Genomic DNA, 14,479 nt, shown 5'->3' on the forward strand with positions numbered 1-14,479 from the left:
CTCTCCCGTGAAAGTATCTCTATCTCACCCGAACACCAAACCTCCGTCAATGACGAGGTTTTGGCCAGGCACGGCGCGTGCCCAAGGACTCGCAAAAAACAAGACCGCGTCTGCGGCCTCTTCCGGGGTCACTACCGAGCGCAGGGGTGTAACGCCCGCAATGTAGTCAAAGACTTCCTGCGGTTTTGAAGCACTGGCATCGGTCGTCCTTAACAGACCCCCGCATACCATGTTGACTGTTATGCCTTTTGGCCCGAGCTCGGTCGCCATGGTGCGCGTCAACGCGAGCAGAGCAGCCCTTGCAGAGATATAATCGTGATAAGGCACGACAGGATTCTGGAAGAGGTTCGTGCCGATCGTGACAACCCGCCCAAAGCCCGCATCCGCCATCCTAGGAGCGGTAGCTTGGATGACATTCAGCGCGCCCAGGACCGCAGTGCTGTGTTGCAAGAGCATTTCAGCGGCGCTTAAGTCACTTCGGAAATGCTGCTGCATGCAAAAAACGGGAGCGGCGGCAATGAGGCCATGACGGACAGACGGTCCAGCGGATGTGTCGATCCGGACAGAAAGCGTTCTAACCGGTTGGCTGGCGCATTTTGGAGAAGGCTTTAAAACATGGCTGGGCCGCGTGCCGGTGCGGCTGCCAGAACTTGTAGAAAGACGCGGTCCATAATGACTCAGTATTGGGGGTATCGCGGATCATAGAACTCGACCCAAAGGTGAGGCGGCAGATTATGCATGGAGAAGTTATTCGTACACTACATAGCGAATGCCGGGTCAGGATGCATTCAGTTCTCGCATTGCGCAAACGCACAGGCGGGAGAGCGAAAGAAGTGACGCGGTATGCGTTCGTTCATAGCCGTGACTGGCGTCGCATCCGAAACCCAAGAGAGCCAAGCGTACATCGTGGCCTGCATCTCGGATGGCGCGGGCATCACTAAAATATTGCGGAAATACGTCCCGAGCGTGGGCGATGCCATTGTCTTCAGCCAGGTTGACCAAACGGTGCGCGAGAATCTGATCGTATGGTCCAAAAAGATCCTTGAATGCAATGGTTACGCCATAGGGATGGCTGTTTTGACCCTCCGCGCACAGCGCAATGTCAATTGCTATCACGTCTGCAATAGCCTCATTCACGAGATGGCCTGCGCCGCCGCCTACTTCCTCCGTAACGCAAAACAAAAGCTGTACTTGACGCGCGGGGCGTATCCCAGCTTGGACGCATGCATGCACTGCAGCCATGAGCGCGGCCACACCGGCTTTATTGTCCAAGAAGCGTGACGTAATGAAGCCGGTGTCCGAGAAAAACTCTTGTGGGTCGAGCGAAACGATATCGCCTACCTCAACACCAGCCGCATGAGTGTCCGCTGCACTGTCCGAACGGATATCGAGCCGCATCTCTAGGTTGCTCCAATCGACCGGTTGCGTGTTAATCTCATCATAATGCGCGTGGCCTGAAGCCAATAACGGTAAGAATGTGCCTCGGATCGGTTCTCGGCTATGAAGCAAGGCCCGCGCGCCCTCGACTGATCGAGCAGGCAGGCTACCAAGAGGGGTCAACGAGACGCGACCATTGGGTTTGATTTGCGTTACCATAGCGCCCAATGTGTCGAGATGCGCGGCAAATCCCAATTCATGGTTCACCGACGAATCGTGTCCTTCAAAGGTTGCCTTTAGCGCCCCAGAGCGCGTGACACTAGTGGGCAGCCCCAACTGCTGGAGCTCATGCCGAACAAGAAACATTACGTCCTTGGTCATGCCCACTGGGCTTGGCGTCGCTAACAAGCGCTTAAGCAGATTGATGAGATAGTCTTTGTCGATATCCGGCGGATCTTGATTTGCGATCTCTGGGATCGGAGGGACCGAGCATACCATGTGATATTTCCTCGCCCTCAGAAACGAGGGCTCATCGGCGTGAAGTCAATTACCAATGTATGTCGCCAGCCTTCGGTCGCGGCACCATCGAGGACAACTCCTGATACGTGATGTGAGACCTGAGGGTCGTGCACAGCGTAGCTTTCTAGCCGTTCTTCGAGCGTGAAGCTCGCCCGGATTCTCCTGCAGGTGTATCGACTGGTAACTTTCCGACCTGCGATACTTCAGCAACTGTGTTGTCTCCGCCGCTTATGCCGCATCGATCAATCAAATGGATGAAGGTGTAATGTTCGCCATCCTGATGGAGGCAATCGGGAGTGATTTTGGCTATTGGATAGGTACGATTTACATAGAGCCGCATCAACGCAACCCCAACTTGGATCGGGGCGCTGCGATCAAAGCCTTGCCATACTGTACGATCAAAGTTGTCGACGATCACCTCGGCCAAATCGCCACTATTGCAGATTTGGGCGGGGAGCGGCGGAAAGAGCCGCGACTTATCGCCAAGTTCGGGGTTAAAGTCTCCTTGGTAGTATTCGCTGGCCTCCCTGCCGTCGGAATTGCACGTGTTGGGGAACCAATGCAGAGCCTTGCTCCAGGGAAGCAGTAGCGCACGGCCATAGCAACGGAAACGGGTCGAACCGTCGCCGTAAGGATCTGCTTCGAGATCGAGACAGGTTTGATGCAAGGTTGCAAAGAAGGTGCTGTAGCTCTCATTCAGCCGGAAGGGTTCGAACCCATGCAACTGCAACCCTGCGCCTGGAACCGCTTCAACGCCTGCGTCAGTTGGGGACGACAACTCCCTATTCAGATGTATTTGTGACATTCTGACCTCCTTTTTTGCGATTGCTCTTTGCGGTTCGTAACGCGCTCTCGACTAGAAAATTTCTAGCGATACTGGTGTGTTACGATGAAGAAACATCAAATCCATACGATCTATAACGTCGGTCGGCCCTTCGATCTGTCCAGCCCTAGCGAGATACGACACTCGATGACCGCCGAAAAAGACTTCCGCCAATGTGGATGCGTGAAGCCGCACAGAGCTATCTGTTGCAATTGGCTGTTTGGCTACTCATGCGGCACTGGGCACGACCGTCCGAAGTGACAAAGATGCAGTATAGACCGGCCACGTCATCCGGTCCCTCTAGCGCAATATCAATCTTCCCAGAGATTGCATATCTGCGCGCGGAAAGCGCGTTTGCGACGTCCAGAAACCTAAGGTGTAATCCTTCGGATACGGTCGTTTTGATCATCCGAGAGTCTCTAGCAAGCGCTATGATTGGATCCGGGTATGGTCGAAAGGGCGCGCGCAACGTAGAGACAAGGTCGTGATTTGCTGCAAACCTCCAAAGCTCCAATTCCGCTGCTACATCGGTGCCAAATATCTCGCGAATGAATAACACACCCCCGTCATTGGAATCCTGCTTCTCCGAGTTGGTGTGAAACAAGAGATATCCGACAACCTCCTCGCCGCGCAGGGCCAGTGCGTATCTAAGGCACGCGCCAGGGAAACTCCCGAATGGTGAGGCAACGAGCTGCCGCGCTTCCCACCAATCTGTGCTTCGCCGAAATACACCTGGTCGTTTGTCAAGATTGCGATCATAGAGCGCGCGCGCCGAGTCAAGAAACGTGGCGCGGTCAACCATCACGATCATTGGATCACCCAAACACGGACCCAAGAATTCTAGGCAAGCCGTTATCTGATGTGTTGCGACCTTCACTGCGCTTCCAAAACCAAATCGGCGATAGATCGTGGGCTCCGTCGCCCAAAGAGCAGCCATAGTCTGGCCCCGTGCCCGCGCATTTTGCAAGCCGTGTGAAAGCATCTGCCGTAAAAGACCGCGGCGACGATGCGTCGGCCGCACTGATACTGCTGTCACGCCTGCCATCTCGATCCGACCACCTGGTACAACCATATCAAGATCGTAGAGACCGAGTGTTGCGACCATTTGATGGCACGGCCCTTTGAACACTTCGGTTTCGGGTTGATTCTGGTTGGTAACGTGCGGCAACCGTGTGTCATAAACGCAGAAGCATCTGTCGCTGCGCAGCACGCGGGCGAGCCGGGTTCGGCAGGATGTCTGGGTATCCTCCAGACAACTGATGTCCATAACATCGACGAAGGCATCGAAAGCGTCCGCAACGAGCTGCTCGACAACGTAGTTGGTGTGCTTTGTCACCTCTCCGCCAAGCTCAATATTATCGGGCACATGTACTACAGTGCCCTGTGATTGACGTCCCAAGTTGTGCAAATGTTGCGCCACTTTATCTAACCTGCCTCGAAAAGAACGAGGGCGTACCAGTCCTGCTCATCTGTGAAACGGGCAATCGGGAAAAGTCCGATTGCCTCCGTTTGCGCGGTGACGTCGTCCAGCACAAACTTACGCTGATATGCAGTACGAATTGTTTCACCTTTGGCAAAATGCGCCTCTAGCCCCAGGGCCTCCAGTCGCACAACTTGATCCTTAAGGCTCCTCTGGTGGGTTTCGTTCCGAGAGAGTTCCGAGTGGTAGCGAACCACGAACTCGAAAGCATTGGGATCAAAATCTCCTGCAAAACTGCGATTGAGACTCATCAATGCATTTGCGCTATGACGTTGGGTCTCAGAGTTCGAATAAGCTGCTTTTACGATTTCCGGATCCTTAACCAGGTCGAAGGCGATAAGAATCTGATCACCCTTACTGACTTGGCTTCGCCAAAAGCGAAGCAAGGAAAAATCGTCAAGCTGACTAATAGTGCTGCCAAGAAGCATGAAGAGTTTCGGGATCTCTGTGGCGTGGACTACCTCTTGGATCGCTTGTTCGAATGTTCCAGCGAGACAGCGGATGCGTGCGCCAGGCAGCATATCGGCCAAGACCTGCGCACCTTCATACATCAGTTTCTCATTGATGTCATTTGGCATGTAGTAGAGCGCGCTATGCTGCTGCTGGACAGATCGTAAAAGCCCAGCATTCTTCTTGCCGCTACCGCTGCCCAGTTCTACTACCAGTGGGGAAACGGTTAGCCTTGCAATGTCTTCGTTGTGGCGGTCGAGCAGTTCGCATTCTTTGCGTGCAAGGTAGTAGCTCTTTGCATCGACGATTTCGTCACCGATCGCAGATCCGAGATCGTCATAGAGAAATACGGCGGGTACATATTTGGTCACACCAGTCAATGCTTGGCGCAATTCATCGATCTGTTCAGGTGCATATCCAGCGGTCGCTTCATTCGAGGCGCGCCAGACATCGACACGCGGGTGCCCTTCGTCACTTGCGATGATGGTGTTGTTAGTGCTCATGGCTTTCATTTTTTCAGCGTTAAAGCCGAGGTCGCTGGCGTTCATGGGAAGTCTCCTATGTCATAACTTCATTTATTGCGCCGCGACGACTACCTAGCGCGCGGTTTGGGCGGTTGTTCCGCCGTCGATAATGATTTCGGTTCCAGTGATGTAAGCGGACTGCTCTGATAGCAGAAAGATAACACTATCAACGACATCACCAATCCGAGCTGTTCGGTTCAATAGCGAGGCCTCAGCACGCGCGGCCCAATCGGTTTCTGTAAGACTCTCCGCCATGCTGGTCGGAATCGCGCTTGGGCAAATGCAATTGAATCGGATATCTTGATCTGCCCACTCAATGGCCGCGCACTTGGACATCAACAGTACCGCTGCCTTGCTTGCAGAGTAAGCAGCATATCCGCCTGCGCTTCCAACAAATCCGCCAGTTGAGGCTATTGTCACCACCCGTCCTTGCTTTCGACGGGTCATGAGAGGAAGCGCGGTTTGCAATCCGAGCAGCACCCCTTTGACGTTGACATCAAAGGTGCGCTGCAATGTCTCCTCGCTCATGGTCGCTATCGGCTCGCAAATTAGTATACCAGCGTTATTCACAAGCATGTCTAGGCCGCCCAGATTCGCTAAAGTAACCGTTAACCGGTCCCAATCCGAGCGGTTGGTGACATCTAGGTGGTGAAACTCGATCACTTTGCCATTGGAGCGCGCCACCGCCGACACATTGGCACCAGCCTCTGAGTCGATATCGCCAATTAAGACCTCCGCACCAAGAGCGGCTAAACGTTCCGCAATGGCACGGCCAAGGCCTTTAGCTCCGCCCGTGACCAGCACACGCTGACCATCGAACATTCGTTCACTTGTAAGCTTGTCGAACAGCCCCTTTGGTGCGGATGAAACCGTCAACTGTAAAGTGCATCTGCTGTAGTGCCATAGGTCTGGTAGGGCACACTCTGAAACCCAAGATTAACAACCCAACGGCTTACGCCAGATCGCGTCAAAGGCATGACGCGATGTAAATTGTCACCAGCGTTTAAGAGGTAGGCGTCACCTGCTTCAAGTTGATCAGTCTTCACCAGACCACTCGCATGGCATTCGGTCACTAGATCATCGATATTTTCGCTTGGAGAGCGCCGGTGACTAGCGCAAAGGTCTACCCAATCCGGAATAAATTGAACTTCCCCACCTGCATCAGCGGGGGCGCTCTTTAGACAGATTACTAAGGCAAATGCGGGATCATCTATGTGCCAACCGTGGGTATCACCTGGTTGTTCCAGCATATTGGCGACCAGAAATTCACCCTCATGCGAGCAACTATATACAGACGACTGTGTGATTTCGGCGATCATGTCGCGGATGGCATGATGAAAATATAGGCTGAATATCAACGGCGATTCCCTGGAAATTTGTCTTCCGCTAAGCACTGCCATATTGCGTGGGCTTTCATAGCCTGGCATCGAAAAATCTTTTCGCATCGCTTTCTCGCGTAGCCGCGTGAGTTCATCAGTCAAAGTCACGACAGCTGGTTTCTCGAGAAAACCAGGCAGAGCCGCATAGCCACAAGCTCCATACGCTTCCCGTGCATCTGCAAGAAGCTTATAGTCATTATGTCGAATAAGGTTTTTAGTTAGAATCCTGTGCGGAGTGAGGTCAGATTCCAAATCGAAACCCACACTCATATTTCCGCATAAATCATCCGCTGCATTTGACACATTGCTCATTTCGCACCTCTTACGCTTCGCTAATTCTTATGAGAATTGCGGAGACAAAGAATTGGATTATTTGAGATCTGATATTGCGGTTCAAGACAACCACAGGTTTATGTGTCTTTGCAATGCATACTTGATTTACAAATTGTGACTCTACACTAAGTTTCCCGCAACTGAACACCTACATTTCTTCCCACGAGTTGAGCAGATGTATGAAAAACTGCGGAGCTATGAACGCCCCAGCTTCCGCCACAAAATTGCAGCCGCGCACGTGCTAACCGCGATAAGAAACCAAAATGCCCAACTGGCGTTGATGGCCAATAGCGCACCTGTAGTAGCGGGCCCGGCAATTCCGCCGAGCGCATATGCCATGGCGAAAGCAGCACTCCCAGCTACCAACGTACTGCCCGTGTGGTTTTGTCCGAGAAGCGTTAGGGCTGACGTGTAGACGCCGAAAAATGCGGCTCCAGCCGCAGCTGAGACCAACCAGAGTAAAGAGCTAGAGACTGGTATGTAGAGAAGCACGAAAAAGCTTAAACTGGTAGCGGCGAGGCATCCGATAGCGACCGCCCACCGGTTCACTCGGTCTAACAGCCAGCCAAGTGCGGGTTGCGCAACTATCATGCCGACATGGATTACTGTGACAAAGATCGCTGCCTCGCCCTGAGTTAGACCTTCATTGACAAAATAAAGCGGCAGAATTGCAATTGCCGTACTGTCGAATATGCCGAAAATAATGACTAGGACTATCAAGTGAGGCGACAACGTGAAAAAAGCCCCGATCTCGCGCAAGATCACAGGTTCTGGCTCCGCTTTTGCACGCCGGGCCAATATCGCAAACAGCATCGCTACAAGTGCGACGAATGATGCGCATATCGAGAACGCGAGGCCGTCTTCTGTGCCAAAAACAGCTATGCCAAGCGGGCCTATTGCAAACCCGAAAGACATTCCAGCACCGTAGACACCTGTAACTCTCCCGCGAACTCTGTCATTCGCAGCAGCGTTCAACCAAGCTTCGCCTAGGACGTAAATTGTGTTCACGCAATAGCCGAGGACGAACCGCAGAAAAAACCAAAAGATCAAGTTCTCCGTCAGCGCGAATCCGACCAGCGCTGCAGCTGCTATAGCCAATCCTGCCACGATCAAAGTGCTTAAGCACGTGCATATGCATTCAATGCTGGCAAGGTTAGAACCGAGACAACAAGTCCAACCATAAATGCAGCAGCATGAAGGCCAATCAGGCCTTCACTGAGTGCCGCGTCCTTTAGCAAGAAGGACAGCAAGGGATAAGTTAGGCCCTGTGCCGTAGCAAAGGCAGTGATCCCCAAAGTCACTGCTATGATAGAGGGCCAGTCTGTGGCTATTTCATCTCGTATCAAGCAGTTACCCCTTTATACGACTTGGAACGGCGCGAGCGATTTGCTCATCAACGTCATCTGCTCAGAACACTACGGACCTGCTGCAACTCGTCAAAAAGCCAAGTGCGAAAAGCGAGCGCTGTCTCATCAACAACCAATCTCTCATCAATTACAAACCAATATGAGGAATGCGCGGGTAACTGGATGTTACCTACAGCCATCAGTCGTTCGTCGGAAAGTGCATCGGCGCAGTGAAAATCATTGCCCAAGGCCAAGCCACACCCTGCAATTGCCGCATCCAAACAGATCGTGTATTGACCAAACACCACTGGTAGCTTTTTGCGCCCCGCACCCTGGAGGTCAAGAATTGGGGCCCAAGACGTCCGCTGTAGATCATGAAACAGGGTTAACGTCCCGATCGGATCGGCTATGCTACTCAAAATATCTGGAGCGCCCACTGGAAAATAGTTGAAATCGAATAGCCGCTCAACCCTGCTTTCGCGGTCGAGGATTGGCTGACCGTAGGTAATCCAAGCTTGCGCGCCCTTGTCCTGATCGCATCGAACGGGACTGGTATTGATGATATCTAGGACCAATTCTGGTACGGCATGCACTAGATTAGTTATCCGCGGCTGGAGAAAGAAAACGTAGAAAGCTGCATCAACCCTGATCCGTAGACTTTTGGGGTCCGCGTCCTGCTCAATGTACTTGCCCCCTTCTTGTAAGAGCGAGATCACGCGCGCTGCAACATGCTGATAACGCCGCCCGGCTTCGGTAAGACGGACGCAACGATTACCACGCTCAAAAAGCATGACGCCCAACTGACTTTCGAGCGCGCTGATCTGGCGACTGATCGCGGCTGGCGTTACTCCAAGCGGGTGTGCGCTCTTGGAAAAACTCTCCCGGCGCGCAGCCTCGAGAAACATTTGTAGAGCTGTTGTTGAGGGGTAACCTGCCATCGTTCTCGAACCTACCGCCACTGTTTGTACATATTTGGATGATCGGCCAGTATACCCCCGCAACCGATAGAAGCCTTGTAAATTAGGCACATCATATTTTGGGCCGACGCCGATATTATATCTTTTGCATACAACTAGAAAGTGAAATTGATGTCACGTTGACAAGTCGTCGCAAGGTGTTGTGGCAACATTCAACGTTGCAGATCAGATGCTACATAATCTGTCTCTTTTGTTGCAGTAAATGCTATCAAAGGAGCGGCATCAAATCGTGACGGGTCCACATCTTGTCGCCATAAAGACGGATCAGGATCGAGCACATTCGCGGCAATATCCTCTATTATGCTGTTCCAAAATCGCTCCGAATTAGTTCCTCAATGCGCTTAGTCTTGGGAGCTGAATATTCGACATTGGAACGACACAGCGATCTGCATGAATGGCATGTTTTTTTGCGGCAGTCGCTCTCCTAAGGCCAACGAGATACGATAGAATTGGCCTCTTAAAAGCAGCCGGAAAGGAGAATGACCATGTCATTCATCGCTGGCGCGGCGAGGACAATCGAAGAACTACACTTAACAGATGCTGCCCGCCAATTGAGTGACTGCTATTGAGGCGATGACCTGAGCACTTTTGCGGTCACTACGATTTCGATCAAGCAACCATCTTCGAGATCAACGCCAACGCAGGCGCGTTGCGGCCAATTTGTTTTTGGTCCGATCCAATCGATCCAAATCGTATCCATTTCCTGCTTTTGTTTGACGTCGCTGAGAAAAACCGTGGCCTGAAGTAGCCCTGGTCGACCGCTGCCCGCCTTCTCAAGAATACTGCTGAGCTCATCCAACGCATTCCTGGTCTGCGCAAGGATTCCATCCGCACAGTGCGGATCCGTCGCAACCGCATAGACCAGTCCATCCGATACGACGGCCTCGCAGCGGCCCAGTCCTTCATATGGAAACCGAGTTATGGTCACGACTGCTTCTCCCCTTTTTGCGCAAGCTTCAAAGGCGCAGATGAATTCAACTGACCTTCCCCGCAAGGCCCGAACGGCCGCCACGCCACCGATCAGCGCGAATGGCATCGAAAACATAATACCTGCGCTCGCGGCCCTGAGAATCGACGCTCTGTCATCGATGGTACCCCCAGCAACGAATGCACCCACGAGGCCAACCAAGGCTCCACCAATGGCAAATCCAAGGGTCTCGACACTGGAAACCATGGCCATGGTCTTAGTCTTTTCACCGTCTAGATCACCCGCGACCATTTGTTCACCCAGAAACGGCCAAATCATACCGAGGCCAAAACCGCACGCGGCGAAGGAGAATGCTGCGCCGATCAAGTGACCGCCGATCAGAAAGACATAGCATCCAATCAAACCGGCAAGCGTGAGGAAAGGACCGGCCAAGGCAACATACCGTCCCCCAGGAATGCTCACGATTGCGAAAGAAGCAACCGACCAGCCAATGGTTTCGATCAGCACTAACGCCCCGGCGAATGTGGCGCTGTGTCCGTGAACTTGCGTCAAAACAAGTGGGCCGAAGACGAGAATGCTCATCGCACTCGCCCCAAGAACTGTCTTTGCCGCAATCGCGCTTCCCTGCATCGTTCGGAGTCGAAAAGCGCGTTTCGGGAACATGCGCGGCACATGTGATCTTTCACGCCAGATAGCTGCAGTGAGTGCGATAAGTCCAACGAAAGCGATAAGCGCCGCAGCGCCGCGGTCGAATTGGGGCGCGAAGCTTATCAGCCCAATTCCTATGCCAAAGGCCGTAAACGACGTTATTGGAAACCGTTCTGTGCTGCGCTCAGTTTCGACCCTTGCCATGGTTCTCGCATTGGCAAATCCGTAAATCAGCATACCAACGCCAAAGACAATGAACGCCGGACGCCAGCCTAAGAAATCCGTGAACAGGCCTCCGACCAACGGACCAGAAAACGCAGCTCCGATCCAGAACGCGCCAGATATTGCCGAGATTTTGGGGAACGCAGCCGGGCTTGTTTCCGAGTGCAGAGCGACAAATCCGAGAGCGAGCAGACCGCCGCCTCCAAAACCGGCAACGGCACGACCAACCGCGATCCATAACATGGTACCTGCAGCGGCTGAAAGCAGCGCACCAGACAACGCCAGTCCCGTCATGATCCACCAAAGCCATTTCATGCCATATCGCGCGGCCAACGGGCCACTCGCTGCTGCCGCAAGAACCGTTGTGATGTTAAAGAGTGCGGTCAAAGCACCGATGAGTTCCCCGCCGCCCACTTCCGCAACCATCGCCGGTGCAAGCGTGACGGCGGCATAGTTTCCGCCAGCGTGCAAAACAATGACCGCAAGGACCGCGCTGATACGAAGTCCCCTGCCATCGGCGAGAAGTTCGCCCCAGTTGAGAGCGCGGTCCATGCCAACAGCTGCCCGACAGCTAATACTAGAGGTTTTTTGGGTCATTGTCTGAATAGCTAGAGACATGACAAATGTAGGTCAAAAGAGATTTTTCTGGCCTCTCGCCTTCCATTTGGTTATGCAGCGCTATGCGAGCCCTACCTTCTCCAACCGCGTTAAGAATGTTCGTGGAAGCTGCGGAGCGAGAAAGCTTTGCTGGTGCGGCAGACGCACTGAACGTCACGCAGGCAGCGGTCAGCAAGCAGATGGCGAGCCTCGAAGACCGTTTAGAGACAGCCCTTTTTTCTCGGAGACATCGTTCGGTTGTCGTAACAGCAGCTGGTCGGGCGTATTTGCCAGTCGCCCGGCGTGTTCTGGCATTGCTTGACGCTGGGCTCAATGAAGCTTCAGGTCTGTCGGCACGTCGAGCGATTACGGTCGAAGTTGATATTGAATTTCTCGATCTTGTGCTGGCCCCAAGGCTACTGCGACTGCAGGCCGAAATACCCGATACCGATGTGATATTCGTTCCAACTATCCCGGGGCGGCACAAGCCGCAAAGCGATCTGGCAATCACGTATGGGCATCCACGTGCGGATGCCGCCTCTGTCGAGCGCCTCTGCGGCTTTACTGTTTTTCCCGTTGTGAGCCCTTCACTCCTCGAAACTTCGGCGAAACCTTTCGAAACACTCTGTCTTCTCCACGATGTCGACACCTACTGGTGGGATACCTTCTTGCGCGCACAAAAGGTTCTCCGGTACGACCAAGGTTTCGTTCTGGGAAGCGGCGCGCTTGCAATCCGCGCCGCCTTGGCCGGACAAGGTATCGCCATCGGTGACAATGTGCTTTGTTGTGACGCCTTGCAGCGCGGTGATCTGGTTCAAATCGGAACGGCTACTTTTCCTGGTCGCGATGACTACTGGATATCCGAGCATCCCAACATGCAAGAAGACCCAGTCACAGCGCTTCTCCGAAACTGGTTGAAAGCCGAGACGGCACAAACGATTGGTAGAACGCAACACGCTAGAGTGAGTTGACTGCTGCCATTCAATTTTGAACGGCGAGCGGTGGAGATGACGCCGACTTTTGACTTCGACGCTTGATCCACGCTGCGACCTGCACGAATGGCCGATTCCTATGCTGCATAATGCGCTGAATTTTTCGCTTATGCGGCATTTCTTATGCTGCGAGCGCGCGCAGCGAGAAATCAAGACGCCCGGTGTGGGCTCTTTCGATTCATTGGCTGCGTCGGCTACGAACGGCAGCTCTGCTCCTTTCTAGTTTTTTGCTAGGCATCTCGTGAAAATGGGCGGGTATAATTCTCACCGCTCAAGCCAAGCCGGAGGTAGCTACACCGCTACCCGCATTAAAGATGGCAACGCACAGCTATGCGTTCACCAACTTCTTGATCAATTGACTAGACCGATCACAATGACCATGACGATAGAATAGAGCGTGATACCGCCCCCGATCAGGAACCAGGGCCAATTCTTGATGACCGTCGCTGTCGCAATCGACTTCATTTGATAGATCAAGTCAGGCCATGTGTAGGACACAAAGTCACCCTGGGTGAATATGGCAGTGATGCGCCCATCATCATCGACCACTGGCAAGCGCCGAAACCGTTCGTTGGACATGATCCGGAGCCAATCAAGCAAATCATCCGACTCCCGCGCCACCCGTGGATCTTTTGTCATAATAGCGGATAGCTGCGTGGTTTTGGGATCTAGTTCCTTGCCAACGACCTTGTTCATTACATCACGCTCTGTCACCACGCCGATGACTTTGTTATCGGGGTCGACAACAATTACAGAGCCATAGTTCTTTTCCGCCATCGCGGACACTGCATTAAGGACCGTTGTATCCGATGACCGGGTCAAAGGCTTCTGTTTTGACTTGTATTCCGGGCGGTCCATCAAGCGGTTTCCGGGGCGTACAGCTTCTTTTGGCATGGTGATGCTCCTGGTTAAGTATGTTCCTCTTAGGAGGTAGCGTGTTACTGCCTCGCTACCAGCGATAGGCACACTGAAACAGCGAAACAGGAATTTAACCTATGGTAGAGCCAGAAACATTTGCGTTCCTTTCCAATCTCGCAGCGAATAATCGCAAGGCATGGATGGATGAGCATCGCGCCGAACGTGACGATGCTTTGCATAATTTCACCGGCATAGCCATTACATTGCACGACTATGCTGATCGCTTTGATCCTTACGTCGCGCAAGCGCGGGTTAAACCAAAGCAAAACTACACAAAGTTCTTTCAGGAACCACGTGAGCGTGTTGGGCGTGCTTTTTCCGCGCCGATGTGGATGTATTTGCCAATGCCGGTGATTTCTCAGAAAGCGTTGGTTATTATCTGCACATCGAGCCAGAGAATTGTTACGCGGGGGCCGCACTTTTCCAGCCATCTAAGGTTGCCCTTGCGAGGCTTCGCCAGCGCCTGATTAATGACCCCGAAGGCTTGGCCGATATCTTGACCGATACGGAGTTCAAAGAGACTTTTCCGGACGGCGTGGTGACACGCAAGGCGTTCGACATAGTTCCGGATGGTTTTGAAAGTAGTCATCCAGTCGCACCCTATTTGAAAATGGTTGGTCTAGGATGCCGCCATGATTTGCCTGACGGACTGCTGCTTGAAGATACGGCAATAGATACGCTGATTGATATCTTTAGCACTGCTCGGCAGTTGGTACGTTACTTTGATTGATTGCGAGCGGACCGTGACGATAGAGTGATGCGGGCGTCGCACTCTGCTTTGGGGCTCAGAGCTGCCATCGAAGGCAATGCAGCATCCGCGGTGCCGAGCCGGTTGTGCCGCATTCGAGTCTACCCAAAGCCGCCGTCCGTTCGGAGTGTCGGATGCTGCGGTGCGGTCCGTCAAACCCGCCGTTCGCGGCGGACGCGAAATCAGGGCGACGGCGGACTGGGAGTCTGCGGACCCAG

16 protein-coding genes are annotated in these 14,479 nt (G+C 53.2%); 3 read left to right on the forward strand and 13 right to left on the reverse strand.

Annotated features, from left to right (window positions below):
• Window positions 1-24: 24 nt before the first annotated feature.
• The 12 genes from QTO30_RS20515 to QTO30_RS20565 form a co-directional block, all read right to left on the reverse strand.
• Window positions 25-495: an SDR family oxidoreductase gene (locus tag QTO30_RS20515; protein ID WP_340426023.1), complete on the reverse strand. Its 471-nt coding sequence runs from the start codon at window positions 493-495 to the stop codon at window positions 25-27.
• 282 nt (window positions 496-777) lie between these two features.
• Complete coding sequence (locus QTO30_RS20520) at window positions 778-1,758, reverse strand: M20/M25/M40 family metallo-hydrolase (protein WP_340426166.1); 981 nt, start codon at window positions 1,756-1,758, stop codon at window positions 778-780.
• Window positions 1,759-2,020: 262 nt separating this feature from the next.
• Window positions 2,021-2,701 (reverse strand): 2OG-Fe dioxygenase family protein, encoded by a 681-nt coding sequence (locus QTO30_RS20525; RefSeq protein WP_340426024.1) that lies wholly within the window; start codon window positions 2,699-2,701, stop codon window positions 2,021-2,023.
• Between the two features lie 51 nt (window positions 2,702-2,752).
• A complete protein-coding gene (locus tag QTO30_RS22175) occupies window positions 2,753-2,914 on the reverse strand; it encodes a sterol carrier protein domain-containing protein (protein ID WP_445327199.1) in 162 nt (53 codons plus the stop codon).
• A gap of 4 nt (window positions 2,915-2,918) precedes the next feature.
• Window positions 2,919-4,085 (reverse strand): GNAT family N-acetyltransferase, encoded by a 1,167-nt coding sequence (locus QTO30_RS20530; protein WP_340426025.1) that lies wholly within the window; start codon window positions 4,083-4,085, stop codon window positions 2,919-2,921.
• Window positions 4,086-4,144: 59 nt separating this feature from the next.
• Window positions 4,145-5,197, reverse strand: a complete 1,053-nt coding sequence (locus QTO30_RS20535; RefSeq protein ID WP_340426026.1) for an L-histidine N(alpha)-methyltransferase — start codon at window positions 5,195-5,197, stop codon at window positions 4,145-4,147.
• Window positions 5,198-5,245: 48 nt separating this feature from the next.
• Window positions 5,246-6,049, reverse strand: coding sequence for an SDR family NAD(P)-dependent oxidoreductase (locus QTO30_RS20540; protein ID WP_340426027.1), 804 nt, complete (start codon window positions 6,047-6,049; stop codon window positions 5,246-5,248).
• Entirely contained in the window at window positions 6,046-6,864 is an 819-nt protein-coding gene (locus tag QTO30_RS20545; RefSeq protein ID WP_340426028.1) for a HalD/BesD family halogenase, read from the reverse strand. The genes QTO30_RS20540 and QTO30_RS20545 overlap by 4 nt, the downstream gene beginning before the upstream one ends.
• A 216-nt stretch (window positions 6,865-7,080) precedes the next feature.
• Complete coding sequence (locus QTO30_RS20550) at window positions 7,081-7,992, reverse strand: MFS transporter (RefSeq protein ID WP_340426029.1); 912 nt, start codon at window positions 7,990-7,992, stop codon at window positions 7,081-7,083.
• An 11-nt stretch (window positions 7,993-8,003) separates the two neighbouring features.
• On the reverse strand, window positions 8,004-8,231 hold the full coding sequence (locus QTO30_RS20555; RefSeq protein ID WP_340426030.1) for a hypothetical protein: 228 nt from the start codon (window positions 8,229-8,231) through the stop codon (window positions 8,004-8,006).
• A 53-nt stretch (window positions 8,232-8,284) separates the two neighbouring features.
• A complete protein-coding gene (locus tag QTO30_RS20560; protein WP_340426031.1) occupies window positions 8,285-9,169 on the reverse strand; it encodes a LysR family transcriptional regulator in 885 nt (294 codons plus the stop codon).
• 601 nt (window positions 9,170-9,770) lie between these two features.
• Window positions 9,771-11,558 carry an MFS transporter gene (locus QTO30_RS20565; protein WP_340426032.1) on the reverse strand — a complete coding sequence of 596 codons (1,788 nt, stop codon included), beginning with the start codon at window positions 11,556-11,558 and terminating at the stop codon, window positions 9,771-9,773.
• A gap of 161 nt (window positions 11,559-11,719) precedes the next feature.
• Here QTO30_RS20565 and QTO30_RS20570 point away from each other — a divergent pair, with 161 nt between their 5' ends.
• Window positions 11,720-12,574: a LysR family transcriptional regulator gene (locus QTO30_RS20570; protein ID WP_340426033.1), complete on the forward strand. Its 855-nt coding sequence runs from the start codon at window positions 11,720-11,722 to the stop codon at window positions 12,572-12,574.
• A 372-nt stretch (window positions 12,575-12,946) separates the two neighbouring features.
• On the opposite strand, the gene QTO30_RS20575 is transcribed toward QTO30_RS20570, so the two are convergent.
• Window positions 12,947-13,489: a CBS domain-containing protein gene (locus QTO30_RS20575; RefSeq protein WP_340426034.1), complete on the reverse strand. Its 543-nt coding sequence runs from the start codon at window positions 13,487-13,489 to the stop codon at window positions 12,947-12,949.
• A 101-nt stretch (window positions 13,490-13,590) separates the two neighbouring features.
• Between QTO30_RS20575 and QTO30_RS20580 the strand changes: the two genes are divergently transcribed.
• Both QTO30_RS20580 and QTO30_RS20585 read left to right on the forward strand, forming a co-directional pair.
• A complete protein-coding gene (locus QTO30_RS20580) occupies window positions 13,591-13,980 on the forward strand; it encodes a DUF2461 family protein (protein WP_340426035.1) in 390 nt (129 codons plus the stop codon).
• Window positions 13,899-14,243 (forward strand): DUF2461 family protein, encoded by a 345-nt coding sequence (locus QTO30_RS20585; RefSeq protein WP_340426167.1) that lies wholly within the window; start codon window positions 13,899-13,901, stop codon window positions 14,241-14,243. The genes QTO30_RS20580 and QTO30_RS20585 overlap by 82 nt, the downstream gene beginning before the upstream one ends.
• Window positions 14,244-14,479 lie beyond the last annotated feature (236 nt).

The sequence above is a fragment of the Yoonia sp. GPGPB17 genome (assembly GCF_037892195.1).
Taxonomy (GTDB): Bacteria; Pseudomonadota; Alphaproteobacteria; order Rhodobacterales; family Rhodobacteraceae; genus Yoonia.